A 26,301-nucleotide genomic window follows, 5' to 3' on the forward strand; every position below is an offset into this window, starting at 1 on the left:
GGGGAACGAAGACATGGATGTGAAAGTTCCTGATATTGGCGATTTCACGGATGTGCCGGTGATCGGCATTCTGGTCGCCGTGGGTGACACGGTCGCCGCCGAAGATCCGTTGATCGAGCTTGAAAGCGACAAGGCCACGATGGAAGTCCCCTCACCCGCCGCTGGTGTGGTGAAAGAGATCAAAGTGGCCGAAGGCGACAAAGTGTCCGAAGGCTCGGTCATCATGGTGCTGGACGCAGCCGATGCGGGTGACGCGCCTGCCAAGGCGACACCCGAAGCCGCCCCCGCCGCAGCGCCCGCCTCCGTGGCCGCAACAGGCACCGCAACCGGCCAAGGAGATATTCACGGCGAGGTCGTCGTGCTCGGCTCCGGTCCCGGTGGCTACACCGCCGCGTTCCGTGCGGCTGACCTTGGCAAAAAGGTCGTGCTGATCGAAAAAGACAGCTCGCTTGGCGGGGTCTGCCTGAACGTGGGCTGTATTCCGTCAAAAGCCCTGTTGCACGCCGCCAAGGTCATCACCGAGTCCGAGGAAATGGGCGAGCATGGCCTTAAATTTGCCAAGCCGAAGGTGGATCTGAAGAAGCTGCGTGGTTGGAAAGAAAGCGTCGTGACCGGGCTGACCGGCGGTCTGTCCGGCCTGGCGAAAGCCCGCAAAGTGCAGGTCGTGAACGGCTACGGCCGCTTCTCTGGCCCGAACATGATCGAGGTGCAGACCGATGATGGCCTGACCAAAGTCAGTTTTGATCAGTGCGTGATCGCGGCGGGTTCCGAACCCGTCACCCTGCCCTTCATCCCGCATGACGACCCGCGCGTGATCGATTCAACCGGCGCATTGGAGCTTGAGGATATCCCCAAGCGTCTTCTGGTGCTGGGCGGCGGGATCATCGGCTTGGAAATGGCCACGGTCTATGATGCGCTCGGGTCCAAAGTGACGATTGTCGAGTTCATGGACCAGATCATTCCGGGTGCCGACAAGGACATCGTGAAGCCATTGCACAAGAGGATCGAAGGCCGATATGAAGCGATCCTGACCAAGACGAAAGTCACCGCGGTCGAAGGCCAGAAGAAGGGTCTTAAGGTCACGATGGAAGGCCCGGACGGCGAGAAAACCGACACGTTCGACAAGGTGTTGGTCGCGGTTGGCCGCAAGCCCAACGGCAAAATGGTCGACGCTGAAAAGGCGGGCGTCGCCGTGGACGACCGTGGCTTCATCCACGTGGACAACCAGCAGCGCACGGGTGTGCCGCATATCTTCGCCATTGGCGACGTGGTCGGACAACCAATGTTGGCGCACAAAGCCGTGCACGAAGGCAAGGTGGCCGCCGAGGTCTGTGCAGGTCACAACCGCCACTTCGACGCCCGCGTGATCCCATCTGTCGCCTATACCGACCCCGAAGTAGCTTGGGTCGGCCTGACGGAAACCGAGGCCAAGGCGCAGGGCATCAAGGTCGGCAAGGGCAGCTTCCCTTGGGCAGCCTCGGGCCGGGCGCTTAGCCTTGGACGCTCCGAAGGGATCACCAAGCTGCTCTTTGACGAAGAAGACGACCGGGTGATCGGCGCAGGCATCGTCGGCCCCAACGCGGGCGATCTAATCGCCGAAGTCGCGCTGGCGATCGAGATGGGTGCCGATGCGGTCGATCTGGGTCACACAATCCACCCGCACCCGACCCTGTCGGAAACGGTGAACTTCGCCGCCGAGATGTTCGAAGGCACGATCACCGACCTGATCCCGCCGAAGAAACGCAAGAAGTGATGGGCGGCCCGATCTGGGCCAACCAAACAGACAAGGCGCGCCCATCCCGGCGCGCCTTTTTCTATGTTGCAGGCCTTCTTTCAGCCCCATAGGAATGAAACAGACTGCACAGGATCATCTTTCATGCTGGAATTCATCATCCTTGCCATCGCGGCTTATGCGGCGGGCGTTTTAAACACAATTGCAGGGGGCGGCACCTTCCTGACGCTGCCCGCTTTGGTCTTTACCGGCGTGCCGGTTGTCGCCGCCAATGCCACCAGTGCCGTTGCGGTGTTTCCCGGCTATCTGGGCGGCGCGTTGGGGTTTCTGCCAGAACTGAAAAGCTTTGAGCGCAAGCTGATGGTCAAACTGACCTTGGTCACGCTGGCGGGCGGTGTGGTCGGGGCCGGTTTGCTCCTGATTTCATCCGACAAGGCGTTTTCAGCCGTGGTGCCGTTCCTGCTGCTCGCCGCGACTCTGGTCTTCCTGTTTGGCAACCGCTTACGGGAATGGAGTGCAAAACACAGCCGATCCGTCACGCCCTTTGGCGCGGCGGGGCTGTTTTTGATCAGCATCTATGGCGGCTATTTCAACGGCGGCCTTGGCATCGTTCTTCTGGCGCTGTTTTCGCTTTGGGGCATGTCCAACATCCACCAGATGAACGGGCTGAAAAACGGGTTGTCCTTCGCGCTGTCCGCCATCTCGGTCGCGATCTTCGCTCTGGCGGGGCTGGTCGCATGGCCACAGGCGCTGGTGATGATGGTGGCATCCACACTGGGTGGCTACACCGGCGCGCCCGTCGCCCGCGCGATCCCGGTGCCTGTGCTGCGCCTGATCATCGCCATCATCGGCTTCTCGATGAGCGCCGTTTTCTTCTATCGCTTTCTGGCGGGGTGACGAGGCGGCTTCCTCGTCCCGCTATGCGGGCGGCACGTCCTTATCATGACATACCGCTTCAATGCGGTTGCCCTCTGGGTCAATGACAAACGCAGCATAATAGGTGGCGTTATACTCTGGCCGCAGTCCGGGGGCTCCATCATCGCGCCCACCAGCCTTCAAAGCCTCGGAATGGAACCGGCGCACGCTGTTCCGGTCTGGCGCGCGGAAGGCCACATGAGTGCCCCGGCGCGCACGCCCTTCATCCGCCATCAGTCCGAAATCGTCCTCTCGCCCGATGCCATAGGCAACCATGGACGGCTTTTCCCAAACAATATGGAACCCCAGAGCGGGCATGACGCAATCATAGAATTTTCGGGTTTCTTCAAAATCAGAAACGCCAAGGGTGACGTGATCGATTACGGTGGACATGCGTCTAACCTTTCTCGGAGATTGGCAGGTGGCTCACATGCTAGCACCCCCTGCGGCAAAACCAATCCGGCACAACGACGGCAACCTATTTCCGGTATCGAACAAAAAAAGGAAGGGACAAACGCCCCTTCCCCGGTTTTCACAAGCTGTCAGATCGTCAGATTAGTGACCACCATCTGATTGCTTGGCTGCTTCGACCAGTTCCTCTTCCGAGATCTCCTTGGTGCCGTTGAACACCATGTTCAACACAACCGAGGCAATCGCGGCCAGAAGGATACCCGAGTGGATCAGCGGCTCGATCGAGTGCGGCAGCCACATGGTGAAATCCGGCGCGATCAACGGGATCATACCCAGACCCAGTGAAATGGCGACAATCAGACCATTGAAACGGTTGTTCTTGAAGTCAACGCCACCCAGAATGCGAACACCCGTGGCCGCGACCATGCCGAACATCACCAGACCAGCACCGCCAAGAACGGCGACTGGCAAGGCTTCGACCAAAGCGCCCATTTTGGGCACCAGACCCAGCACGATCATGATCGCACCACCGGCCACACAGACATAGCGCGACCGGATGCCCGTCACACCGACAAGGCCCACATTCTGGCTGAACGAGGTATAGGGGAAGGTGTTGAACACGCCACCGATCAAGGTGCCCAGACCATCAGTGCGCAGACCGGCCGACAAAGACGGACGCTCGATCTTCTTGCCGCACATCTCGCCCAAAGCCAGAAACATACCGGTCGATTCAATCATCACGACGATCATGACAAGCGTCATGGTCAGGATCATGATGGGGTCGAAAATCGGCAGGCCGAAGCGGAACGGCGTGATCAGGGCAAACCAGCCAGCATGACCGACGCTGTCGAAATGCATCATCCCGATCGAGGCTGCGAAAATCGCACCCACGATAATGCCCAAAAGGACCGAGATGTTCGCCAGGAAGCCCGTGGCGTATTTCATCACAACGATAATGGTCAGCAGCACGATGCCCGAGATCATCATGTTCTGCGGTGTCGCGTAACGCGGGTTGTCCACGGTCGGTGCGACTGTAAGCCCTTCCGGGATGGCCGGAATTGCGCCGCTTGCAAGCATCCCCCGCACTTCCTCAAGCCATGCCGTGTGGGCAGGATCGACAATTGCAGGTGCGGTGGGGCCGACGGGAAGGCCAAAGATCCAGTTGATCCCGACACGCATCAGGGTGACACCGATCACAAGAATAATCGTGCCCGTGACAACAGGCGGAAAGAACCGCAACATGCGACTGACCAATGGCGCAATCAGCATCGCGATGATACCCGCGCCGATAATGGCCCCGAAGATCATCCGCGCACCATCGACGCCCGGATTGGCCACCGCAATCGACACCATCGGTCCGACCGAGGCAAAGGTCACACCCATCATGACCGGCATCTTGATGCCAAACCATTTAGACGCGCCCAGCGACTGGATAATGGTCACAACCCCGCAGACAAACAGGTCAGCCGAGATCAGGAACGCCACCTGTTCAGGGTTCAATTTCAGGACACGCCCGACAATCAGCGGCACCGCGATAGCACCGGCATACATCACCAGAACATGTTGTAATCCAAGTGTAAATAATTTCGCGGGCGGCAGCTTTTCGTCAACCGCAGACACGTCTGTAGTAAGTGCAGACACTTTCATTCTCCTCCAAAATTTTCTTGATTTATGGTCGCGAGGTTGGGCCGCTCTTACGGCGATGGCCCAACCCCTTGACCGGGTGTTCAGCCGTAACTGGACACCGCGGATCCCGCCAACGCAGCGGTATTCAACAACCCGCGCACGGTGATCGAGGGCGTGACGATATGCACGCGGTTGCCCATCCCCATCAGGATCGGGCCGACCTCAAGCCCGCCGGCGACGGATTTCAGAATGTTGCGCGTGGCCCCTGCCGCATCTGTGTTGGAATAAACAAGCACATTCGCCTTGCCGGTCAGCCGCCCGCCGGGGAACAGCCGTTCGCGCAATTCCGGGTCAAGGGCGGCATCGGTGTGCATCTCACCTTCGTATTCGAAATTCAGATCCTGCGCGTCCAGAATTTCCAGCGCCCCGCGCATCGCCCGCCCTGACGCGCTGTCAAGGTTGCCGAATTGCGAGCCCGAACACAGCGCGACCCGCGGCTCGACCCCGAACCGGCAGACATGGCGCGCGGCGGCGACAACGATTTCCGACAGTTGCTGCGCATCGGGCGTGATGTTGACATGGGTGTCGGCCACGAACAGCGGGCCTTGATCCAGGATCACCAGCGACAGCGCACCGACCGGGTGCAGTTCGCCTTCCGCCAGCAGGCTCGTGGCATAATTCAGATGCCAGCGGAACTCGCCGAACGTGCCACAGATCATGCTGTCAGCCTCGCCACGCCGTACCATCACGCCAGCGATGGCGGTTGTGTTTGTGCGCAGAATGGCGCGGGCCAGATCGGGCGTGACGCCTTTTCGCGCCAGAACTTCGTGATAGGTCTCCCAATAATCGCGGTAACGGGGATCGCTTTCCGGGTTCACAAGCTCAAAATCCTTGTCGGGCTTGATCTTCAACCCTTCCCGCTCCAACCGCGCCTCAACGACCTCGGGACGGCCAATCAGAATTGGCGTATCTACCCCGTCTTCCACCATGGTCTGAGCGGCGCGCAACACGCGTTCATCCTCGCCTTCGGCAAAGACGATCCGGCGCTTGGCAGCGCGGGCGGCGTCAAACACGCGGCGCATGATGGAATACGATCGGAAAACCTCGCCCTGAAGGGTGATCTTGTATTCATCAAGGTCAAGTGGGCGCGTGGCGACACCAGATTCGATCGCAGCGCGCGCAACGGCGGTGGCAATTTTCGGCAGCAGGCGCGGGTCGAACGGTTTCGGGATCAGGTATTCAGGCCCAAAGGTCAGACGCTCGCCACGATAGGCCACGCCCACCTCAGCCGAGGTCGTTTCACGTGCCAGCCCTGCAATCGCTTCGACGCAAGCCAGCTTCATCTCGTCATTGATCTCGGTCGCGCCACTGTCCAGCGCGCCGCGGAAGATGAACGGGAAACAAAGCACGTTGTTGACCTGATTGGGATAATCCGACCGGCCGGTGGCGATCAGGGCACCGGGCGCCACTTTTCGCGCTTCTTCGGGCATAATTTCCGGAGTGGGATTGGCAAGGGCAAAGATGATCGGGTCATCCGCCATCTTGGCAACCATTTCTTTGGTCAATAGACCCGGACCAGAAACGCCCAGGAAAAGGTCCGCCCCGACCATCGCATCATCGGTGGTGCGCATGTCGGTGTCGCGGGCGAATTCCTGCTTTTGCTTGTTCAGGTCAGAGCGGCCCGTGTGCACCACGCCCTTGCTGTCCAGCATGGTGATATGCTCTTTCTTGACGCCCATCACCATCAGCATTTTCAGACAGGCAATGCCCGCAGCCCCCGCACCAAGGGCCACAACCTTGATCTTGGCCACATCCTTTTTCGCCACGATCAGCGCGTTGAAAGCCGCCGCCGAGGCCACAATCGCCGTGCCGTGCTGGTCGTCATGGAACACCGGAATGTTCATCTTCTGCTTGCACAATTCCTCGACCAGAAAACAGTCGGGCGCCTTGATATCCTCAAGGTTGACCGCCCCGAAAGTGGGTTCCAGTTTGGCGACAATTTCGGCCAGCTTTTCGGGGTCGGTTTCGTTCACTTCGATGTCAAAGCAATCAATGCCAGCGAATTTCTTGAACAGAACCGCCTTGCCTTCCATCACGGGCTTGGACGCCTGTGCCCCGATATCGCCCAACCCCAGAACCGCCGTTCCGTTGGAAATCACCGCGACCAGATTGCCCTTCGACGTATAGCGCGTGGCATCAGCGGGATTCTTTTCGATCTCAAGACAGGCCTCGGCCACGCCGGGGCTATAGGCGTTAGACAGATCGCGCCCGGTGGCCATTGGCTTGGTCGCGCGGATTTCAAGTTTTCCGGGCTTCGGAAACTCGTGGTAATCCAGAGCTTCCTGACGTTTGTCGTCGCTTTTGTTGTCCAATGCCATGTTCTGTTCCTCCTCCAAGGGGTGGGCCAAAAGGTACCCGCTTTCAGCATGTTATGGGTTTGCCCCACCTGTTGTCATGCTGATACTAACCGCAAACGGCTGGATCGTGTTGATTGGTGGTCGCTGCCTGCTGCGCGGCAGCCGGAAATCGCTTAGAAATCAACCTCGATAGCGATACCCTTTTCTACGGCAAGATCGACAACCTTGGACGCAACCGCGAGGTCTTGCAGACCCACACCGGTGCCGTCGAACAACGTCACTTCATTGTCCGAACTGCGGCCCGGATGAGCACCGTTGATCACCGCGCCAATCTCGGCGATGTCAGCCTGTTTCAGCGACCCATCCGCAATCGCGTGCTGTGCCTCGCCGATGGTGGTCGACTGGGCGATTTCATCGGTGAACACGGTGGCGCGCGCGACCAATTCGGCCTCAACCTCTTGCTTGCCTTTGGTGTCGGTGCCCATACAGGCAACGTGGGTGCCGGGCTTGACCTGAGCGTCCTTCAGGATCGCGGCTTGGCTGGACACGATCGTCACGATCACGTCCGCCTGCGCGCCCAATTCGTCAAGGCTGACGCTTTCAAACGGCAGACCCAACTCGCCCGCGACTTTCTCAAGCGAGGCCAATTTTTCGGGCGTCCGGTTCCAAGCGACGACTTTTTCAAAGTTGCGCTGCTCGGCCACGGCTTGCAGTTGGAACGTGGCTTGGTGCCCTGCCCCGATCATGCCCAGCACCTTGCTGTCCTTGCGCGCCAGATGCGCGACCGACACAGCGGCGGCGGCAGCCGTGCGCAGAGCGGTCAACAGGTTGCCCCCGACAACGGCGCGGCATTTGCCAGTATCCGCATCAAACAGAAAAACGGTCGATTGGTGGTTGGTTAGACCCTTGTCGGCATTGCCGGGCCAGTATCCGCCCGATTTCAAACCAAGGTTCAGCGCGGCGCGGTCAAACCCCGATTTGAACCCGTAAAGCGCGTCAGCATGGCCAATCGCTTCACGGATCACGGGAAAGTTATAGGCCGAACGTTTGGCCATAGACGCGAACACTTGTTCAACCGCATCAAAGTTGTCTTTGCGCGTCACAAGGGCGGCGATTTCTTTTTCGGGAACGATAAACATGATCTTCTATCCTAAAATAGTGGTGGGACCGGAAAGAAAGCCCCACCAGTTCAGGGAAGTAACCTTAGTAGGCTTTGCCACGTGCAGACACGGGCCAGACGGTTTCAACCTTGCCGTTGCGCACGCCCACATACCAATCATGGACGTTACAGGTCGGGTCGCAGTGACCCGGCACCAGCTTCAGCTTGTCGTTCACCTTCAACGCGCCGTTAGGGTCGGCAACAACGCCATGTTCGTCTGAACATTTCAGGTATTCGACATCATCGCGGCCATAGATGAACGGAAGACCGCTATCGACGGATTGCGCTTTCAGACCGGCGTCCACGATGGCCTTGTCAGCTTTCGAATGGCTCATCACCGTGGTCAGGATGAACAGCGCGTTCTCCCACTCCCCATCGTCAATGCGCTTGCCGTCCTTGTCGAGGATACGACCGTAATCGGCATCCATGAAGGCATACGATCCGCATTGCAGCTCGTTATACACGCCCGAGGCGCTTTCGAAATAATACGACCCGGTGCCACCGCCACCAACGATGTCACACTCCAGACCGTTGCTTTTCAGACCCTGAACCGCGTCGGCGACCTGCGCGATGGCCGCATCCAGCTTTTCCTTGCGATCTTCATACAGGTCCATGTGTTGCATCGCGCCCTGATAGGCTTGGATGCCCGCAAATTTCAGGTTCGGAGCCGCGTCGATCAGCTTGGCAATGTTCACCACGTCCTGTGTAGTGCTGACGCCGCAACGGCCCGCGCCGCAGTCGATCTCGACCAGCGCTTCCAACTCCGTGCCCGCTGCAACAGCAGCATCCGACAGTTGCTTGACGTTCTCGGGGTCATCCACACAAACCAGAACCCGCGCACCCAGCTTGGGCATTTCAGCCAGACGTTTGATCTTGGCCGGTTCCGTCACTTGGTTCGACACCATGACGTCCTTGATGCCGCCACGGGCAAAAACTTCGGCCTCAGAGACTTTCTGGCAGCACACGCCAACAGCAGCGCCAAGATCTTGTTGCAGCTTCAGCACGTCAACGGACTTGTGCATTTTGCCGTGGGCGCGGTGACGCATCCCGTGCGCCTTGGCATAGTCGCCCATTTTCTTGACGTTACGCTCAAGCGCATCAAGATCAAGGATCAGACATGGCGTTTGGATGTCCGCCTCGTCCATGCCGGGTTTGGCGGGAATGTCGAAACCCACGTCGAACTTCGAAAAATCAGTCGGTGCATTCATTGTTCAGTCTCCCAATCAGGTGTTCAGCCACGGCAGTTTGTCCAGATCGACATTGCCGCCAGTGATGATGATGCCAACACGCTTGCCTTTAAACGTGTCGGGGTTTTTCAGGATCGTCGCCAGAGGCACGGCGCTGGAGGGTTCCATCACCACGCGCAGATGCTTCCAGATGATCTTCATCGCTTCGATGATCTCGGGGTCGGACACGGTATAGATGTCGGAGACGTGGTTCGACACGAAATGCCACGTCAGATCCTTCAAGGGCACCAGCAGACCATCGGCGATGGTCTTGGGCGCGTCGTCGGCAATGATATGCCCCGCCTTGAAGCTGCGATAAGCATCGTCCGCCTGCTCCGGTTCCGCCGCGATGATCTTGGTTTCCGGGGCAAGATTGGACAGGGTCAGGCAGGTGCCCGAAATCATGCCGCCGCCGCCAATGGGCGCAACCGCAAAGTCCAGCCCATCCACCTGCTCGATCATCTCTTTCGCACAAGTCCCCTGCCCCGCAATCACGCGCGGATCGTTATAGGGGTGCACGAAATCGCCGCCGGTTTCAGCCTGCACTTTGGCAAATGTTTCTTCGCGCGAGGTGGTCGAAGGTTCGCATTCGGTGATCTTGCCACCATACCGACGCACGGTGTCTTTCTTGGCCTGCGGCGCTGTGTGCGGCATCACCACGTTACATGGGATGCCGCGCAGCATGGCCGCATAGCTCAGGCACGAGGCATGATTGCCCGATGAATGGGTGGCGACACCCTTCTTCGCCTGTTCGTCATCCAGCCCGAACACCGCGTTCGAGGCACCGCGCACCTTGAAGGCGCCCGGCTCCTGAAAATTCTCGCACTTGAAGAACAACTCGGCCCCAGTCAACTCGTTCAGGTAATTCGACGTGCGGATCGGCGTGCGGCGGATATGCGGTTTGATGCGCTCATGCGCGTCCAGCATGTCCTGATAGGTCGGGATATACATCGTGGCCCCCTTCACGCAGCTTTGCTCATGGCGAGCTGATTGGCGCGATAGTATTCCTGTGCCGCGGCAACGCCTGACCCCAGTTTGATATCCAGCCCCAGATCGACCATGCACATTTCGGCGGTGGCCAGACCGGACAAGGTCATCACGTCGGTCAGACTGCCAAGGTGGCCGATACGGAACACCTTGCCCGCGACCTCGCCCAGGCCAACACCAAACGCGACGCCGTATTTGTTGGCCGCATGGGTGACGATATCCGTGGCGTTGAAGCCTTCGGGCGTGCGAATGGCGCTGACCGTGTCCGACTGCACATCTTTCGACACTGCGCACAGGTCCAGCCCCCAAGCGCTGACCGCCTGACGCACGCCTTCTGCGATGCGGTGGTGGCGAGCAAAGACGTTTTCCAGACCTTCGTCCAACAACATTTTAACAGATTCGTTCAAACCGTTCAGCAAACCAACGGCGGGCGTATAGGGATAGGCACTATTGGCATAACCTTTGCCCATATCCCGCACGTCAAAGAAGGTGCGCGGCAGGGTTGCGGTTTCAAGCGCGTCCATGGCTTTCGGCGAAAAGCCGACGATCGCCAAACCAGCAGGCAGCATAAAGCCCTTCTGCGATCCAGTGACGGCGATATCCACGCCCCATTCGTCCATCCGGAAATCCATCGACGCGATCGAGCTGACACCATCCACAAACAACATCGCCGGGTGGTTTGCAGCGTCCAGTGCCTTGCGCACGGCGGCAATGTCCGAGCGAACCCCGGTCGCCGTTTCGTTATGCGTGGCCAGAACCACCTTAATCTCGTGGCCCGTATCCGCCTTCAGGATGTCGGCGTATGTGTCGGCAGGCAGCCCGGCGCCCCAAGGGGTTTCGACAATTTGAACGTCCAGACCATGACGCTGGCACATATCGATCCAACGGTGGCTGAACATCCCGTTGCGCGCGGCCAGAACCTTGTCACCGGCGGACAGCGTGTTGGTCAGCGCGGTTTCCCAGCCACCGGTGCCGGTTGACGGGAAGATGAAGATCTTGGCGGTTTCGCTTTTCAGAACCTTCTTCACACCCTCCAGCGCCGGATGCAGGATTTGCCCGAACAGAGGCGAACGGTGGTCCAGCGTCGGCATATCGACAGCCTTGCGCAGGCTTTCGGGCATGTTGGTCGGACCGGGAATGAAAACGGGGTTCTGGAAGCTCATGATTCTGCCCTCCTATTGGCGGTTTCTACACACAGTAGCGAAGGGGTTGATGTGAGGATATATTTTTGAAAAAGTGTTTCAATTATGGGATAATCATGTTATTCACAATTATTATCAAAGACTTGACTTTTTCATTTACCATTCACGGCTTTCAAATTTTTCCAGAAAGTCTTGCTTGCTTTGCTCGAAAGGAAAGAAAATGGAAGCCCCGAAACGGCGGATGGGTCGCCCGAAGAACTTCAACCCCAATGAAAAGCAGACCACCATTATGGCGTTGGATCGGGCGCTTGATGTGCTGGATGCGCTGGCCCATGCGAACGGCATGACATTATCTGACCTGTCAACGCATCTGGACCAATCGCCCGCGACCATGCACCGGGTGCTTGCAACCCTTCATGCGCGCGACGTGGTGGAAATGGACCCAAGAACCCAAGCTTGGCACATCGGATCGGCTGCGTTTCGGATGGGGTCGGCTTTCTTGCGCCGAAGCAGCATTGTTGAGCGTAGCCGCCCCATCATGCGCGAACTGATGGAAGCAACGGGCGAGACCTCGAACCTTGGCATCGAACGCAACGGCGAGGTGATGTTCATCAGCCAGGTTGAAACAAACGAGTCCATCCGCGCCTTCTTCCCCCCCGGCACCTTGTCGCCCATGCACGCATCCGGCATCGGCAAGGCGCTACTCAGTTGCTATTCGGATCGGCGCATGGACAGGTATGTGCAATCCGCCCGCCTGACAGGCTTCACCAGCAAGACGATCACACAGCCCGACAGGTTGCGGGAAGAAATGAACCGCATCCGCGAAAAAGGCTGGGCGTTTGATGATGAAGAAAAAGCGGACGGGATGCGCTGCATCGCTGCCCCCATTCGCGACATTTACGACGAGGCGGTAGCGGGCATCTCAATCTCTGGCCCCACCCATCGGATACCGGAAAGCGAGGTCGTGCGGATCGGCGCACTGGTTTCGGACGCGGCCACGCAGGTATCGCGCGGCCTTGGCGCGCCCTAGACCCCTGACAACCCCAGCGTCATGTGCCGGTTCACGTCCTTATAAAGCAGATACCGGAACGGCCCCGGCCCACCCGCATAACACGCCTGCGGGCAGAACGCGCGCAACCACATATAATCGCCCGCTTCGACCTCGACCCAATCCTGGTTCAGGCGATAGACCGCTTTGCCCTCAAGCACATAAAGCCCATGCTCCATCACATGGGTTTCTGCAAACGGGATGACGCCGCCGGGCTGGAAGGTCACGATCGTCACGTGCATATCGTGGCGCAGGTCGTTCGGATCCACAAAGCGGCTGGTCGCCCACGCGCCATCCGTGTCGGGCATCGGAGTGGGCGCTACATCGTTTTCGTTGGTCACGAACGCCTCGGGCGCGTCCAGTCCGTCAACCGCCTGATACTGCTTGCGAATCCAGTGGAACCGAACCGGCGCGGACCCGTTGTTGCGTAGGCTCCACTTGGCGTGCGGCGGCAGGAAGGCATATCCACCTTCACTCATCTCATGCGCCGTGCCATCAATGGTCAGGGTCATGCCGCCTTCGACGACGAACAGCACAGCTTCAACCCCCGCTTCGGTTTCGGGCCAGTCACTGCCGCCGCCCGGCAGAACCTCGGCGATGTATTGCGAGAACGTCTCGGCAAACCCCGACAGCGGGCGCGACAGCACCCAGAACCGCGCGTCGTCCCAGAACGGCAGAAGGCTGGTCACGATATCGCTATAGGTTCCCTTTGGGATCACCGCATAGGCTTCCGTGAACATCGCCCGATCTGTCAGAAGCTGCGTCTGCGGAGGCAAACCCCCATGCGGGGCGTAGTAGCTTGAATTTGTCATGCCGGGGCTTTCTGCAAAGGGTTTCGGGTACAACTGTCTCCCATAATGCCGACAACCGACAGATTAATCTTTCCATTTGTCCATGAAGGATTATCAGCAAAATTTTGAAAATCTCGATATCAGATCAAAAAACGGCAATAGGTCCCTGACGTCCTAGGATGTTGCTATGCCATGACGCGCCACGAAACGCTCAATGTCGGTCTTGGATGGTTTTTGCCCCGTGAACACTTCGACATAACCCGGCATCCGGCCGAACCGCTCCTCGCGGCTTTCCGTCACCTGCATCGAGATATAGCCGATCTGGGTATAGATCATGGTCAGCGCGCGGATTTCAGCCTCTGCCGGGGCGAAGCCGAAACGCAGGAAGATACCCTCCATCGCTTCTTTCCGGCGCGCGTCGGCTTGGTCTAACCGGGCTTGCAAGCTGGGATCGTTACGCGCCCAGTTGCGGATTGCCAGATCCAGACGCGAGTCAAACAGCGCGTCATCCAGCCAGCAGTCGAACAGGTTAAAGATCGCCTCGAAAATATTTGCAGCATAGGCATTGCAGCGGGTCACCAGATTGCCGGTGTTGGTGTCTTCCCAATGCCGGATCATCGCTTCCAGCAAAGCGTCGCGATCTTTAAAATGCCAGTAAAAGCTTGTGCGCGTCAGACCCAACCGTTTGGCCAGCGGCATGATTTTCACCGCCTCAACACCGCTTTCGGTCAGGACATCATAGGCCGCTTTCAGCCAGACATCTTCAGTGGCACTTGGCCGAGAGGGGTCGATGACGTTCATGGGGACGTTTTAGAATCTCTTGACAGGTATGTCAATTCTGCGGACAGATGTGTCAACAGGGCGACTCGAAAGGCGACATAGATGGGTCATGTGACAGAACCAGCACGCAGACCGCGGCGGCGCGCGCGGGGCGGTGATCATCAGCCGCGCAGCGGCGCCCCCGGTCAGAACCCACAACTCGAAGTGCCCTTCATCACCCGCGGCATCCCGACCTATGATCTTCTGAGTGACGACAGTCTGGTGCAGATCGAGGCAACAGCCGACCGCATCCTTGCCGAGATCGGGATCGAGTTTCGCGACGACCCCGAAACCGTGAATTTGTTCCGTGCCGCCGGTGGGCACGTCACCGATCTGACCGCCGACAGCTGGAACATTAAATTCGAACCCGGCATGATCCGCGATATTTTGAAAACCGCGCCAGCCCGCTTCACCCAACATGCCCGCAATCCCGCGCGATCGGTTGAGATCGGCGGCGACGCGGTGGTGTTCGCACCGTCCTATGGCTCGCCCTTCGTGATGGACCTCGACAAAGGTCGCCGCTACGGCACGATCGAAGATTTCCGCAATTTCATCAAACTGGGCCAATCCAGCCCGTGGCTACACCATTCCGGCGGCACGATCTGTGAGCCAACAGACATCGCGGTGAACAAGCGGCATCTGGATATGGTGTATTCCCACGTCCGCTATTCCGACCGCGCGTTTCTGGGGTCGATCACTGCCCCCGAACGCGTCGAGGACAGTATCGAGATGTGCCGCATCCTGTTCGGGGCTGACTTCGTCGACCAGAACTGCGTCATCATGGGCAATTTCAACACGACATCGCCCTTGGTGCTTGATGGCGTCACAACCAAAGGCATCCGCGCCTATGCGGGGGCCGGACAGGGGTCGATCCACCTGCCCTTCCTGTTGGGCGGCGCGGTGTCACCCCTGACGATGGCGGGGTCCGTCGCACAATGCCTGGCCGAAAGCATGGTGTCTTGCGCCCTGACCCAGATTGTCCGCCCCGGTGCGCCTGCGGTGCTGGCATCTTTCCTTAGCTCAATGTCACTCCGGTCCGGCTCGCCCACCTTCGGCACGCCGGAACCCGCGCTGGGATCGCTTGTAATGGGCCAACTTGCCCGCCGCCTGAACTTGCCCCTGCGCTGCGCTGGTAACTTCTCAACCTCGAAATTGCCCGATGCGCAAGCGATGCAGCAATCCATGATGTCGATGATGTCGGCGGTCCAATGCGGGGCCAACTACGTCCTGCATTCGGCCGGGTTCCTCGATGGGCTGCTGTCGATGTCCTACGAGAAATTCATCATGGACACCGATCTGTGTGGCGCGCTTCACGCCTATCTGAAAGGAATCGAGGTAAACGAGGACACGCTTGCGTTCGAAGCCTTGGCCGAACAAGGGCCCGGCGAGCATCTGTTCTCGACCGCGCACACGATGCGGCACTACAAAACCGCCTATTGGGACAGTGCAATGGACGACAACCAGCCGTGGGAAACGTGGGACGAGCAAGGCGGGATTGACGCCGCGACCCGCGCCAATGCGCGCTGGAAAGAACAACTGAACGCCTATCAGGCACCCCCGCTTGACCCCGGAAAAGACGAAGCCCTGCAGGACTTCATGACAAAGAAGAAAGCGTCGATGCCAGACGCGTGGTATTAAGGATAATCCGATGTCCAACGATCCGCTACTCCAGCCCTATCAGCTTAAACATCTGACGCTCAGAAATCGGATCATGACCACCAGTCATGAACCCGCCTATCCCGAAGACGGGATGCCGAAGGAACGCTATGCTGCCTATCACGCGGAACGGGCGAAGGCGGGGGTTGCGCTGGCCATGACCGCCGGGTCGGCGGCGGTGTCAAAGGACAGCCCGCCGGTGTTCAACAACATCCTCGCCTTTCGCGACGAGGTGGTGCCGTGGATCAGAAACCTGACCGATGCCTGCCACGACCATGGCTGCGCGGTGATGATCCAGCTGACCCATCTGGGCCGCCGCACCGCGTGGAACAAGGGCGACTGGCTGCCTTCGGTGTCCTCGTCCAAACACCGCGAACCGGCACACCGCGCCTTTCCCAAACTGATCGAGGATTGGGACATCGACCGCATCATCACCGATTTCGCCGACGCCGCCGAACGGATGCAGGCTGGGGGTATGGACGGGATCGAATTGCAGGTCTATGGCCATCTGCTGGACCAGTTCTGGTCACCCCTGACCAATGACCTGACCGGGCCATATGGCGCCGATACACTTGAAAACCGGCTGCGTTTTCCGATGGATGTGCTTGCGGCCATTCGAAAACGCGTCGGCAACGACTTCATCGTCGGGTTCCGCTACACGGCGGACGAGGCGCAGAAGGGCGGCATCACCGCCGAAGACGGGATCGAGATTTCCAAGAAGTTGGCCGCCACCAAGCAAGTCGATTTTCTGAACGTCATCCGCGGGCGCATTCACACCGATCCGGCGATGACCGACGTGATTCCGGTGCAGGGGATGAAAAACGCCCCGCATCTGGATTTCGCAGGCGCGGTCCGGAAAGCCACCGGAATGCCCACCTTCCACGCCGCGAAAATCCCCGATGTGGCGACCGCGCGCCATGCAGTGCAGGCGGGGCTTCTGGACATGGTCGGCATGACGCGGGCACATATGGCCGACCCCCATATCGTGCGCAAAATCATCGAAGGGCGCGAGGATGATATCCGCCCCTGCGTTGGCGCAACCTATTGCCTTGATCGTATCTATCAGGCGGGCGATGCGCTGTGCATGCACAACGCGGCAACGGGGCGCGAGCTGACCATGCCGCATGACATTCCGCCCGCCAAGACCCGCAAGAAGGTGGTGGTGGTCGGGGCCGGTCCTGGTGGGCTGGAAGCCGCCCGCGTCGCCGCCGAACGCGGCCACGAAGTGATCGTGTTCGAAGCCGCTGCCGACCCCGGCGGGCAGGTGCGGCTGACCGCGCAATCCCCCCGGCGGCGCGAGATGATCGGGATCATCGACTGGCGCATGGCCCAATGTGCCGCCCGCGATGTGACCTTCCGGTTCAACACCTGGGCCGAGGCCGATGACATCACCGCCCTGGCCCCCGATGTGGTGATCGTCGCCACCGGCGGTCTGCCCAACACCGAACTTTTCGAAACCGGGACCGAGCAAGCCAATGTCGTTACTGCCTGGGACATCATCTCGGGCGACGTGAAGCCTGCGGACAGCCTCCTGATCTATGACGAAAGCGGCGATCATCCGGGGCTTCAGGCTGCCGAGATTGCTGCGCTCGCCGGATCGAAGGTCGAAGTGATGACTCCCGACCGCGTGTTTGCCCCCGACATCATGGCGATGAACCTTGTCCCTTACATGCGCGCGTTACAGGACAAAGACGTGACCTTCACCGTGACCCGGCGGCTTCTGGACGTGACCCGCGACGGCAACAAGCTGACCGCGACCATCGGCACCGACTACAGCGATCACACGCACACCACGCAGTATGATCAGGTCGTGGTGAACTATGGCACCCTGCCGTTGGATGATCTCTATTTCGATCTGAAACCGCTGTCGTCAAATGGCGGCGCGGTGGATTACGACGCCCTGATCGACGGTCAACCGCAAACAACCGACCGCAACCCCGACGGCTCGTTCCAGCTGTTCCGCATTGGCGATGCAGTTTCGGCCCGCAACACCCACGCGGCGATCTATGACGCGCTTCGGCTGGTCAAGGACATCTGAAACGGGACGCGAGCCAGTGACCGATTTCCCCCATGTCTTTCAACCGGTGCAATTGCGGCACAAGACGCTGAAGAACCGGGTGGTGTTCGGCGCGCATACCACCAACATGGCGCGTGATGGCCTGCCCGGCGACCAGCATCTGGCCTACTACGTCGAACGCGCCATGGGTGGGGCCGCGATGATCGTAGTCGAGCCGATGCCGGTCCACCCTGCCGCCGTCCTGACCCGCGGCAATTTCCGACCCGGCTCGGACGATGTCATCCCGCATTTCAGGCGATTGACCGAAGCGTGCCAGGCCCACGGCACGGTGATGATCCAGCAGCTCTATCACATCGGCGCGCATGGCGATGGCGACAACTCGTGGCACGCGCATTGGTCGCCCTCGGGCGGCCCCAGCTATCACGACAGCGACGGCAGTCACGAAATGACCGAGGCCGAGATCGAGGACACCATCGACGGTTTCGTGCAGGCCGCCATTCGGTGCCAAAAGGCAGGCTTTGACGGGGTCGAGGTCTGGGCGGCCTATCACGGGCTTCTGGACCAGTTCTGGACACCGTTTTCCAACCAGCGCAGCGACCGCTGGGGCGGCAGTCTTGAAAACCGCACCCGCGCCTCGCGCGAGGTGTTGCGCCGCATTCGTGCAGCCTGCGGCGACGACTTCATCATCGGGCTTGCCGTCAATGATGAACCGGATGTCGACGCCGCGCTGAACCGCGAGGAAACCGCCGATATCGTCGCCCTGCACGATGCCGAAGGGCTGATGGATTACGTCACCTGTGGCACCGGCGGCTATTTCGACTTCTACAAGCTAATGCCCACGTTCCTGTATAGCGAGAAGCTAGGGGTCGATCTGGCCGCGATGCTGAAACGCGTGGTGAAAAACGCCCTTGTCACCGCCGAAAGCCACATCCGCACACCGGAAAACGCCAACACCGTGCTGGGCGCGAGCGAGGCGGATCTGGTGTCCATCGTGCGCGGCCAGATTGCCGACCCGCATCTGGTCGCCAAGGCCGAAGCCGGGCGAGCGGACGACATTCGCGGCTGCATCTCCTGCAACCAGCAATGTTGGGGTCGGCGGTCGCGGGATTACTATATCTCGTGTCTGATCAACCCGTCTGCGGGGCATGAATACCTGTGGGGCGGGGATCGCTTCGAACCGGCCCCCAACCCGCAAACGGTGCTGGTGGTCGGCGCGGGCCCCGCCGGGCTGGAAGCCGCGCGTGTCGCCGCCGAACGCGGCCACCGCGTCACGCTGGCCGAGGCCGGGCCGAAACTGGGCGGACAGTTCCGTCTGGCCGGTCTGCAACCGCGCCGGGGTCAGATCGGCGACCTGATCGACTGGTATGACCGGCAACTGGCGCGGCTGGGCGTCGAGCTGCGCCTGAACACCTGTCTGGACGACGACGAGATTGCGGACATCGGCGCCGACCACGTTGTGTTGGCCACCGGATCGTTGCCCGCCGGGACCGGGTTCCAGAAGGCGCTGCCGCATCTGCCGCGCCTGCCGGGCCTCGGGTTGGGCCGCGTCTGGTCGGTCGAGGATGTGATGATGCAGGCCGCCCGGCCCGGCCCGCGCGTTGTGGTGCTGGACGAAGGCGGCAACTGGCGCGGCTGCGGCACTGCTTGGCGGCTGGCCGAAGACGGCCACGCGGTGACGATTGTCACCCCCGCCGCGATGATCGGCAAGGAACTGGAGCGCTCGGCGACCGATTGGCCGCTCAGACGGGCGTTGGCGCGATTGGGTGTGCACTTCGTGACCGACACCACGATTGGTGAATGGACCACCGACGGTGCGATCATAAAATCTCTGCTGACCGGTCAGACCGAACTTCTGGCCGCGGACACGTTGGTTCTGGCCACGACGAATGTCGCCGATACCAGCCTGAACACGGCGCTGGCCGCAAAAGGTATTCTCACCCACACCATCGGCGACGCCAATGCGCCCCGCAATGCGGCCTTGGCGATATACGAGGGGCGACAGACGGGTCGGACGATTTGATTTACTGAATGGATTTCACCGCCGGATATGCGGCTCGAAATGCTTGATGAGCGGCGGCGAACGCGTCCATCTTCTCGGTATCCGGCAGGATCTCGGCCTGTATCTCTGGCGGGGTAATGACACTTTCCGGCGCCACACCTGTGGCCGCGATTTTGCCCAGACGCGCGGCCCCCAAAGCCGCGCCGAACTCGCCGGACGCGGGCAATTGCACAGGGACACCCAGCACCGTTGCCAGCAGCTTCAACCAATACCGCGACGCGGTTCCGCCACCGATAGCAATGATCTTGTCCAGCGTGACGCCGGTGCTTGCCAACGCATCCAGACTGTCGCGCAACCCGAACGTCACCCCTTCCAACACCGCGCGGGTCATGTCCTGCCGGGTGGTGCCTGCGGACAAGCCGGTAAACCCGCCGCGAATGTCGGCATCATTATGCGGTGTGCGTTCGCCGGACAGATAGGGCAGGAACCGAACCGCGCCCGGTGTCTGCAACTCCTCGCCCAACTTGGCCGTCAGGTCAGCAGGTTTTTCCCCGGTGATCCGCGCCAGCCAGTTCAGGCTGTCAGTCGCCGACAACATGACGCCCATCTGATACCACCGCCCCGGCACCGCATGACAGAAGGTATGCACGGCGGTCTCGGGCGCAGGGCTGTAACCGTCCCGCGCGGCCAGCAGCACGCCTGATGTGCCAAGCGAGACAAAGCCCTGCCCCTCATCCAACGCGCCAATGCCACAGGCGGCGGCGGCGTTGTCCCCTGCCCCGCCCGCCACGGTCACGGGACCGCTCAGCCCCCATTTCCTGACCAGCTCTTGGCGCAGCCCCCCCGCCACATCTGACCCTTCGACCAACCGGGGCATCTGGTCTGGCCGCATGTGGCTGGCCTCAAGCAACCGCTCAGACCACTGGCGCTTGCCAACATCCAGCCACGAGGTGCCCGCGCTGTCCGACATGTCGGCCACATAGTCGCCGGTCAGATAATAGTTCAGATAGGCCGCGGGCAGCAGAACCTTGGCGGTCTTTGCGAAAACCTCGGGCTCGTTGTGGCGCACCCATTCCAGTTTGGGCGCGGTGAAACCGGGAAACACGATGTTGCCAGACAGCCCGCGCACCTCGGGCAGTGCATCCAGCACCGCCGCCTCGGCCGCCGAACGCGTGTCATTCCACAGGATACATGGGCGCAGTACCTTGCCCGCCGCATCAAGAAGTGTCGCGCCATGCATGTGCCCCGCCACCCCGATCCCGCGCAACCCGGTAAACAGTGGTTGCGTTGCGCGCAGCTCGTCCATCGCGCTGTCAAACGCGGCGATCCACTGGGCGGGGTCCTGTTCTGACCAGCCGGGCCGAGGATGGGTCGCAGCATAACTCCGCTCGACCGCAGCCAACGGCGCGCCATCCGCATCGACCAGCAATGCTCGCAAGCCCGAAGTGCCAAGATCAATCCCCAGATAGGTCATCAACTGCCCTTTCGTTCCTTGCCGCATCACATTGCGCAACCGGTCGCGCATATGTGAACGGAACGCTTCAATCCAGAATCATCGCGCGTGTTACACTTGATAAAGCCCTCGCGACACAGCAGAGGCCAGCACCAATTCCAAACCACATCACTAACTTCAATCAACGCAGGAGGAAACAAATGACCAACCAACCCCAACGCAAGCGTGCGTCCGACTTCCATCCGCGCATTCTGGAAGTGTTCGATGGGTATGTGCATGGCAAGCTCAGCAAACGCGAGTTTATTGCCAAGGCAGGCCGCTATGCCGCCGCTGGTGTCACCGGCGCGATGATCCTTGAACAGCTTCAGCCGAACTATGCGCTGGCCCAACAGGTCGCGCCGGACGATGCGGATATTGAAACCGAGGTCATCGAATATGAAAGCCCCGAAGGTCATGGCATGATCCGTGGGCTTATGGCCCGCCCGGCGGGTGCCGAAGGTCCCCTGCCCGCAGTTCTGGTCGTGCACGAAAATCGCGGTCTCAACCCTTATATCGAAGACGTGGTGCGCCGGGCAGCCAAGGCCGGATACCTCGCGCTTGGGCCGGATGGGCTAACGCCACTTGGCGGATATCCGGGCACGGATGACGAAGGTCGCGAGATTCAGCGAGAGCTTGATGGCGCAAAGCTTATGGAAGATTTCTTTGCCGCCTTCGAATACCTGCGCGACCATCCAAACAGCACGGGCCGCGTTGGGTGTGTCGGGTTCTGTTATGGCGGCGGCGTGTGCAACGCACTGGCCGTGGCCTATCCCGACCTTGCCGCGTCTGTGCCGTTCTATGGCCGGCAACCCGCCGCAGAAGACGTGCCGCAGATACAGGCCCCGCTGCTGATCCACTATGCCGAACTTGATGAACGGATCAACGCGGGATGGGACGCCTACAAGGCGGCGCTGGATGAAAACGGAAAAGACTATACCGTCCACTTCTATCCGGGCGTCAACCACGGGTTCCACAACGACACCACCCCACGCTATGACGAAGAAGCGGCAACACTGGCGTGGGAGCGGACACTGGCCTTCTTCGACACTCGCCTGACCGCCAGCTGACGGTCTACAGATCATCCAAACAGACAAAGCCCCGGCGCAACCGCGACCGGGGCTTTTCAATCGGTCCACACTGGCACCATTCCCACAGCGGCCTTGTTATCTTTTTGGCTTCCTTGTGTAAGATCGGCATTAATGCCAGAACTTGAAAATTCGGCAACCGCCCCACACAAAGACGAGAAATCCGCCTGATGAGCAAACTGATCTATATCCTCAACGGCCCGAACCTGAACCTGTTGGGCAAACGACAGCCCGAGGTCTATGGCCACGAGACGCTGGCTGATGTGGAAGCGCAATGTCAGAAGGCCGCAACATCTGCGGGTCTGTCGCAAAAGATGCTGCAGTCAAACCACGAAGGCCAGATTGTCGATTGGATTCAAGAGGCACGCGAAGACGCCGCCGGGATCATCATCAATCCCGCTGCCCTGACACATTATTCCATCGCGGTGTTGGACGCGCTGAACGCCTTTGACGGCCCGGTGATCGAAGTTCATATCAGCCAAATCCACAAACGCGAGGCGTTCCGGCACAAATCTTACGTCAGCCATCGCGCCGACGCGGTCATGGCCGGGTTCGGCACGCACGGATATGCCCTTGCCATGCAGCATATGGCCCATCTTCTGGGCGAAAACTAGCTAGGCAGGGGTCGCATCGGCGCACCTGCGCTGTGCGTCTCCCACCTGTCGGACAATTGCCCCGACCTCCATCAACTTTTCAGCCAACGGATTGGTCTTGCGCCACACCATGCCGATGCTGCGCGCGGGGCTGGGCGGCGGGAACCGGGCAATCGAAACCTGCGCCTGCCGCGTCTCAAGCGGCAGCGCCATTTCGGGGATCAAGGTCACCCCCATCCCCGCCCCGACCATCTGCACCAGCGTCGACAGCGAACTGCCCTCCATCAGATAGCGTGGCTTGGCGGTCGACATCTCGCAGAAGCTCAACGCCTGATCACGGAAACAATGCCCCTCCTCCAGCAAGAGCAACCGCATGTCCCGCAGCTTTTTGGGGCTAGGCACCGGCTTGTTCGTCTCGCTCTTAGGGCGCACCAGCACGAAATCCTCTTTGAACAGCGCAAATTCCTGCAACGCAGGCTCGGAAATCGGCAGGGCGACGATGGCCGCATCCAACCGCGAGTCGAGCAAGTCAGCGATCAATGATTTGGTAACAGATTCACGCGGATACAGCTCAAGCGTGGGCATATGGGTCGACAGCGCAGCCATCACTTGCGGCAGAAGATAAGGCGCAACCGTCGGAATGATCCCAAGCCGCAACTGCCCGGCAAGCGGCCCCGTGGCGGATCGCGCCAGATCGTCCAGCTCGCCCACCTGCACCAATATCTTGCGCGCCCGATCCAGAAACGCGGTCCCAAGGCTGGTCAGCCGAATGTTCCGCGATCCCCGCTCCACCAAGGGCGAGCCAAGCATCGCCTCCAACTCCTTGATCTGCACCGACAAGGCAGGCTGCGAGATTCCACAGGCATCCGCAGCGCGGCCAAAATGGGCGTGCCGTGCGAGAGCATCGAAATACCTTAGATGTTTCAGGGTCAAACCTATCATAACCGCAAGTTATCGCTTCTGTAAGAATAATCAATTGGGATTTATCGCTCTGCCGCACTAGACTCATTCTAAGCTGTGGAATCGCCGCAGCAATCATCCGACAGGGAGAGTATTATGGACGGAGACAACGTGATGAAGGGCGGCGGCTGCCCCGTCATGCATGGCGGCAACACCGGTATGGACAACCACCCGGCAAAATGGTGGCCCAAAACGCTGAACATAAGCATCCTGCATCAGCACGATGCGCGATCAAACCCCATGGATCCCGACTACAACCACCGCGAAGCGGTGAAGGCTCTGGATTTTCAAGGCGTCTGGGACGACGTCGACAAACTGCTGACCGACAGCCAAAGCTGGTGGCCCGCCGACTGGGGGCACTATGGCGGGTTGTTCATCAGACTGTCATGGCACGTCGCCGGATCATATCGTCTGGGCGATGGGCGCGGCGGTGCCGGCACCGGCAACCTGCGGTTTGAACCTCTGAACTCCTGGCCCGACAACGCCAGCCTTGATAAGGCGCGGCGCATCCTGTGGCCGGTAAAAAAGAAATACGGAAACGCGCTGTCATGGGCCGACCTTCTGGTGCTGGCCGGGACTGTCGCCTATGCGAATATGGGTCTGAAAGTCTATGGTTTCGCCTTTGGGCGTGAAGACATCTGGGCCCCTGAGCTTGATATCAACTGGGGCACAGACAGCGAAATGTTGGCCCCCACGGACGAACGGATTGCCGATCTGGAAGATGCGGACTCGCTCTATGACCCGCTAGGCGCATCTCATATGGGTCTGATCTACGTAAACCCCGAAGGCGTGAACGGTGTGCCGGATCCGGCCAAGACAGGTAAGTTCGTGCGCATGACCTTCGCACGTATGGCGATGAACGACGAGGAAACCGCCGCCCTGACCGTGGGTGGTCACACCGTCGGCAAGGCCCATGGCGGTCTGGCCGCAGACCAGGTCGGACCTGCCCCCGCAGGCTGCGATCTTGAGGCGGGCGGTTTTGGTTGGGCTGATCCCGGCTTTGACGGAAACGCCAACACGGCGCACACCTCTGGCCTTGAAGGCGCATGGACGACCAACCCCACCAAGTGGGACAACGGCTACCTTGATATGCTGTTCGGCTATGAATGGGAGGTCAAGAAATCCCGCGCCGGCGCCAACCAGTGGGAGCCGATCAACATCGCCGAAGACCACAAGGTGCCCGACGCGACCGACCCTTCGATCAAACACAACCCGATCATGACCGACGCCGATATGGCGATGAAGGTCGATCCGATCTATCGCGAGATTTGCGAACGCTTCCACAAAGACCCCGCCTATCTGGCCGAGACCTTTGCCAAGGCGTGGTTCAAACTGACCCACCGCGATCTGGGCCCAAAAGCCAACTATATTGGCCCATTTGTGCCGGAAGAGGATCTGATCTGGCAAGATCCAGTGCCCGCCGGGTCAACCAGCTACGACGTCGATGCGGTGAAGGCGAAAATCGCAAAAAGCGGTCTGAGTGCCGCCGAGATGATTGCCACTGCATGGGATAGCGCTCGCACTTATCGCGGGTCTGACATGCGCGGCGGGGCCAATGGTGCCCGTATCCGGCTTGCACCGCAGAAGGACTGGCCGGGCAATGAACCGAAGCGACTGGCCAAGGTGCTGGGCATCCTCGAACCCATCGCGGCCGAAACCGGTGCGTCCATCGCCGATGTGATCGTTCTGGCAGGCAATGTCGGGGTCGAACAGGCCATCAAGGCCGTCGGGTCAAACGTCACCGTGCCGTTCACACCGGGACGTGGTGACGCCTCTGACGCGCAGACGGATGCCGACAGCTTCTCGGTGCTGGAACCCGTCGCCGATGGGTTCCGCAACTGGCAACGGCCAGACCTGTCCGTCAATGCGGAAGAGCTGTTGCTGGACCGCGCGCAGCTTCTGGGCGTGACCGGTCCCGAAATGACCGCGCTTGTCGGCGGACTTCGGGTGCTGGGCACCAATCACGGTGGCTCAAAACACGGGGTCTTCACCCAGCGTGAAGGTCAGTTGACCACCGATTTTTTCCAGGTGCTCACCGACATGAGCTGCAAATGGGTGCCGGAAGACGCTGATGGCACCTATGAGCTGCAAGATCGCAAGACAGGCGAGGTCAAATATACCGCGACCCGCGCCGATCTTGTGTTTGGATCAAACTCGATCCTGCGCGCCTATGCCGAAGTTTACGCCCAGGACGACAACGAAGCGAAATTCGTGCGCGACTTCGTGGCCGCCTGGACCAAGGTCATGAACGCAGATCGCTTCGATCTGCTGGCCTGACAAACACCG

The 26,301-nt window shown here is 60.0% G+C and carries 20 protein-coding genes; 9 read left to right on the forward strand and 11 right to left on the reverse strand.

Annotated elements, in window-relative coordinates; genetic code table 11:
• Positions 1–13: 13 nt before the first annotated feature.
• Both lpdA and MWU51_RS16600 read left to right on the forward strand, forming a co-directional pair.
• Positions 14–1,753: a dihydrolipoyl dehydrogenase gene (lpdA, locus tag MWU51_RS16595; protein ID WP_247039559.1), complete on the forward strand. Its 1,740-nt coding sequence runs from the start codon at positions 14–16 to the stop codon at positions 1,751–1,753.
• A gap of 123 nt (positions 1,754–1,876) precedes the next feature.
• The gene (locus tag MWU51_RS16600; protein ID WP_247039561.1) at positions 1,877–2,629 is read left to right on the forward strand and encodes a sulfite exporter TauE/SafE family protein; all 753 of its coding nucleotides are present in this window, start codon (positions 1,877–1,879) and stop codon (positions 2,627–2,629) included.
• Positions 2,630–2,650: 21 nt separating this feature from the next.
• Here MWU51_RS16600 and MWU51_RS16605 read toward each other — a convergent pair whose 3' ends face one another.
• The 7 genes from MWU51_RS16605 to bhcA form a co-directional block, all read right to left on the reverse strand.
• Entirely contained in the window at positions 2,651–3,040 is a 390-nt protein-coding gene (locus MWU51_RS16605) for a VOC family protein (protein ID WP_247039563.1), read from the reverse strand.
• Between the two features lie 162 nt (positions 3,041–3,202).
• Positions 3,203–4,699, reverse strand: coding sequence for a nucleobase:cation symporter-2 family protein (locus MWU51_RS16610; RefSeq protein WP_247039565.1), 1,497 nt, complete (start codon positions 4,697–4,699; stop codon positions 3,203–3,205).
• A gap of 86 nt (positions 4,700–4,785) precedes the next feature.
• On the reverse strand, positions 4,786–7,062 hold the full coding sequence (locus MWU51_RS16615; protein WP_247039567.1) for an NADP-dependent malic enzyme: 2,277 nt from the start codon (positions 7,060–7,062) through the stop codon (positions 4,786–4,788).
• Between the two features lie 152 nt (positions 7,063–7,214).
• Entirely contained in the window at positions 7,215–8,180 is a 966-nt protein-coding gene (bhcD, locus tag MWU51_RS16620; protein ID WP_247039568.1) for an iminosuccinate reductase BhcD, read from the reverse strand.
• Positions 8,181–8,244: 64 nt separating this feature from the next.
• Positions 8,245–9,408 (reverse strand): 3-hydroxy-D-aspartate aldolase BhcC, encoded by a 1,164-nt coding sequence (gene bhcC / locus MWU51_RS16625; RefSeq protein ID WP_247039570.1) that lies wholly within the window; start codon positions 9,406–9,408, stop codon positions 8,245–8,247.
• Between the two features lie 15 nt (positions 9,409–9,423).
• On the reverse strand, positions 9,424–10,377 hold the full coding sequence (gene bhcB, locus MWU51_RS16630) for a beta-hydroxyaspartate dehydratase BhcB (RefSeq protein WP_247039571.1): 954 nt from the start codon (positions 10,375–10,377) through the stop codon (positions 9,424–9,426).
• 11 nt (positions 10,378–10,388) lie between these two features.
• On the reverse strand, positions 10,389–11,576 hold the full coding sequence (bhcA, locus tag MWU51_RS16635) for an L-aspartate--glyoxylate aminotransferase BhcA (protein WP_247039573.1): 1,188 nt from the start codon (positions 11,574–11,576) through the stop codon (positions 10,389–10,391).
• A 199-nt stretch (positions 11,577–11,775) separates the two neighbouring features.
• Here bhcA and bhcR point away from each other — a divergent pair, with 199 nt between their 5' ends.
• Positions 11,776–12,585: an HTH-type transcriptional regulator BhcR gene (gene bhcR / locus MWU51_RS16640; protein WP_247039575.1), complete on the forward strand. Its 810-nt coding sequence runs from the start codon at positions 11,776–11,778 to the stop codon at positions 12,583–12,585.
• On the opposite strand, the gene MWU51_RS16645 is transcribed toward bhcR, so the two are convergent.
• Both MWU51_RS16645 and MWU51_RS16650 read right to left on the reverse strand, forming a co-directional pair.
• Positions 12,582–13,415 carry a bifunctional allantoicase/(S)-ureidoglycine aminohydrolase gene (locus tag MWU51_RS16645; protein WP_247039577.1) on the reverse strand — a complete coding sequence of 278 codons (834 nt, stop codon included), beginning with the start codon at positions 13,413–13,415 and terminating at the stop codon, positions 12,582–12,584. The genes bhcR and MWU51_RS16645 overlap by 4 nt on opposite strands.
• A 153-nt stretch (positions 13,416–13,568) precedes the next feature.
• The gene (locus tag MWU51_RS16650) at positions 13,569–14,195 is read right to left on the reverse strand and encodes a TetR/AcrR family transcriptional regulator (protein ID WP_247039578.1); all 627 of its coding nucleotides are present in this window, start codon (positions 14,193–14,195) and stop codon (positions 13,569–13,571) included.
• An 81-nt stretch (positions 14,196–14,276) separates the two neighbouring features.
• On the opposite strand from MWU51_RS16650, the gene MWU51_RS16655 reads away from it, so the two are divergent.
• The 3 genes from MWU51_RS16655 to MWU51_RS16665 are packed head-to-tail and all read left to right on the forward strand — an operon-like array spanning position 14,277 to position 19,906.
• Complete coding sequence (locus MWU51_RS16655) at positions 14,277–15,851, forward strand: trimethylamine methyltransferase family protein (protein WP_247039580.1); 1,575 nt, start codon at positions 14,277–14,279, stop codon at positions 15,849–15,851.
• 10 nt (positions 15,852–15,861) lie between these two features.
• On the forward strand, positions 15,862–17,907 hold the full coding sequence (locus tag MWU51_RS16660; RefSeq protein ID WP_247039582.1) for an NADH:flavin oxidoreductase: 2,046 nt from the start codon (positions 15,862–15,864) through the stop codon (positions 17,905–17,907).
• A 16-nt stretch (positions 17,908–17,923) separates the two neighbouring features.
• Positions 17,924–19,906, forward strand: coding sequence for an FAD-dependent oxidoreductase (locus tag MWU51_RS16665; RefSeq protein WP_247039584.1), 1,983 nt, complete (start codon positions 17,924–17,926; stop codon positions 19,904–19,906).
• Between the two features lies 1 nt (position 19,907).
• Here MWU51_RS16665 and xylB read toward each other — a convergent pair whose 3' ends face one another.
• Positions 19,908–21,359 carry a xylulokinase gene (gene xylB, locus MWU51_RS16670; RefSeq protein ID WP_247039587.1) on the reverse strand — a complete coding sequence of 484 codons (1,452 nt, stop codon included), beginning with the start codon at positions 21,357–21,359 and terminating at the stop codon, positions 19,908–19,910.
• 179 nt (positions 21,360–21,538) lie between these two features.
• Here xylB and yghX point away from each other — a divergent pair, with 179 nt between their 5' ends.
• Positions 21,539–22,444 carry a YghX family hydrolase gene (gene yghX / locus MWU51_RS16675; RefSeq protein ID WP_247039589.1) on the forward strand — a complete coding sequence of 302 codons (906 nt, stop codon included), beginning with the start codon at positions 21,539–21,541 and terminating at the stop codon, positions 22,442–22,444.
• 188 nt (positions 22,445–22,632) lie between these two features.
• Positions 22,633–23,076 carry a type II 3-dehydroquinate dehydratase gene (aroQ, locus tag MWU51_RS16680; RefSeq protein WP_247039591.1) on the forward strand — a complete coding sequence of 148 codons (444 nt, stop codon included), beginning with the start codon at positions 22,633–22,635 and terminating at the stop codon, positions 23,074–23,076.
• Here aroQ and MWU51_RS16685 read toward each other — a convergent pair whose 3' ends face one another.
• Entirely contained in the window at positions 23,077–23,997 is a 921-nt protein-coding gene (locus MWU51_RS16685; RefSeq protein ID WP_247039599.1) for a hydrogen peroxide-inducible genes activator, read from the reverse strand. It abuts the gene before it with no gap.
• A 114-nt stretch (positions 23,998–24,111) separates the two neighbouring features.
• On the opposite strand from MWU51_RS16685, the gene katG reads away from it, so the two are divergent.
• Positions 24,112–26,292, forward strand: a complete 2,181-nt coding sequence (gene katG / locus MWU51_RS16690; RefSeq protein WP_247039601.1) for a catalase/peroxidase HPI — start codon at positions 24,112–24,114, stop codon at positions 26,290–26,292.
• The last annotated feature ends 9 nt before the right edge of the window (positions 26,293–26,301 follow it).

This window comes from Aliiroseovarius sp. F47248L, from assembly GCF_023016085.1.
In the GTDB taxonomy this organism is placed as follows: domain Bacteria; phylum Pseudomonadota; class Alphaproteobacteria; order Rhodobacterales; family Rhodobacteraceae; genus Aliiroseovarius.

Bases quoted from the DNA above. Each gene is read 5' to 3' on its own strand.
- lpdA (WP_247039559.1), top strand. From the start codon at position 14: ATGGATGTGAAAGTTCCTGATATTGGCGATTTCACGGATGTGCCGGTG.
- MWU51_RS16600 (WP_247039561.1), top strand. From the start codon at position 1,877: ATGCTGGAATTCATCATCCTTGCCATCGCGGCTTATGCGGCGGGCGTT.
- MWU51_RS16605 (WP_247039563.1), bottom strand. From the start codon at position 3,040: ATGTCCACCGTAATCGATCACGTCACCCTTGGCGTTTCTGATTTTGAA.
- MWU51_RS16615 (WP_247039567.1), bottom strand. From the start codon at position 7,062: ATGGCATTGGACAACAAAAGCGACGACAAACGTCAGGAAGCTCTGGAT.
- bhcD (WP_247039568.1), bottom strand. From the start codon at position 8,180: ATGTTTATCGTTCCCGAAAAAGAAATCGCCGCCCTTGTGACGCGCAAA.
- bhcC (WP_247039570.1), bottom strand. From the start codon at position 9,408: ATGAATGCACCGACTGATTTTTCGAAGTTCGACGTGGGTTTCGACATT.
- bhcB (WP_247039571.1), bottom strand. From the start codon at position 10,377: ATGTATATCCCGACCTATCAGGACATGCTGGACGCGCATGAGCGCATC.
- bhcA (WP_247039573.1), bottom strand. From the start codon at position 11,576: ATGAGCTTCCAGAACCCCGTTTTCATTCCCGGTCCGACCAACATGCCC.
- bhcR (WP_247039575.1), top strand. From the start codon at position 11,776: ATGGAAGCCCCGAAACGGCGGATGGGTCGCCCGAAGAACTTCAACCCC.
- MWU51_RS16645 (WP_247039577.1), bottom strand. From the start codon at position 13,415: ATGACAAATTCAAGCTACTACGCCCCGCATGGGGGTTTGCCTCCGCAG.
- MWU51_RS16650 (WP_247039578.1), bottom strand. From the start codon at position 14,195: ATGAACGTCATCGACCCCTCTCGGCCAAGTGCCACTGAAGATGTCTGG.
- MWU51_RS16655 (WP_247039580.1), top strand. From the start codon at position 14,277: ATGGGTCATGTGACAGAACCAGCACGCAGACCGCGGCGGCGCGCGCGG.
- MWU51_RS16660 (WP_247039582.1), top strand. From the start codon at position 15,862: ATGTCCAACGATCCGCTACTCCAGCCCTATCAGCTTAAACATCTGACG.
- xylB (WP_247039587.1), bottom strand. From the start codon at position 21,359: ATGACCTATCTGGGGATTGATCTTGGCACTTCGGGCTTGCGAGCATTG.
- yghX (WP_247039589.1), top strand. From the start codon at position 21,539: ATGACCAACCAACCCCAACGCAAGCGTGCGTCCGACTTCCATCCGCGC.
- aroQ (WP_247039591.1), top strand. From the start codon at position 22,633: ATGAGCAAACTGATCTATATCCTCAACGGCCCGAACCTGAACCTGTTG.
- MWU51_RS16685 (WP_247039599.1), bottom strand. From the start codon at position 23,997: ATGATAGGTTTGACCCTGAAACATCTAAGGTATTTCGATGCTCTCGCA.
- katG (WP_247039601.1), top strand. From the start codon at position 24,112: ATGGACGGAGACAACGTGATGAAGGGCGGCGGCTGCCCCGTCATGCAT.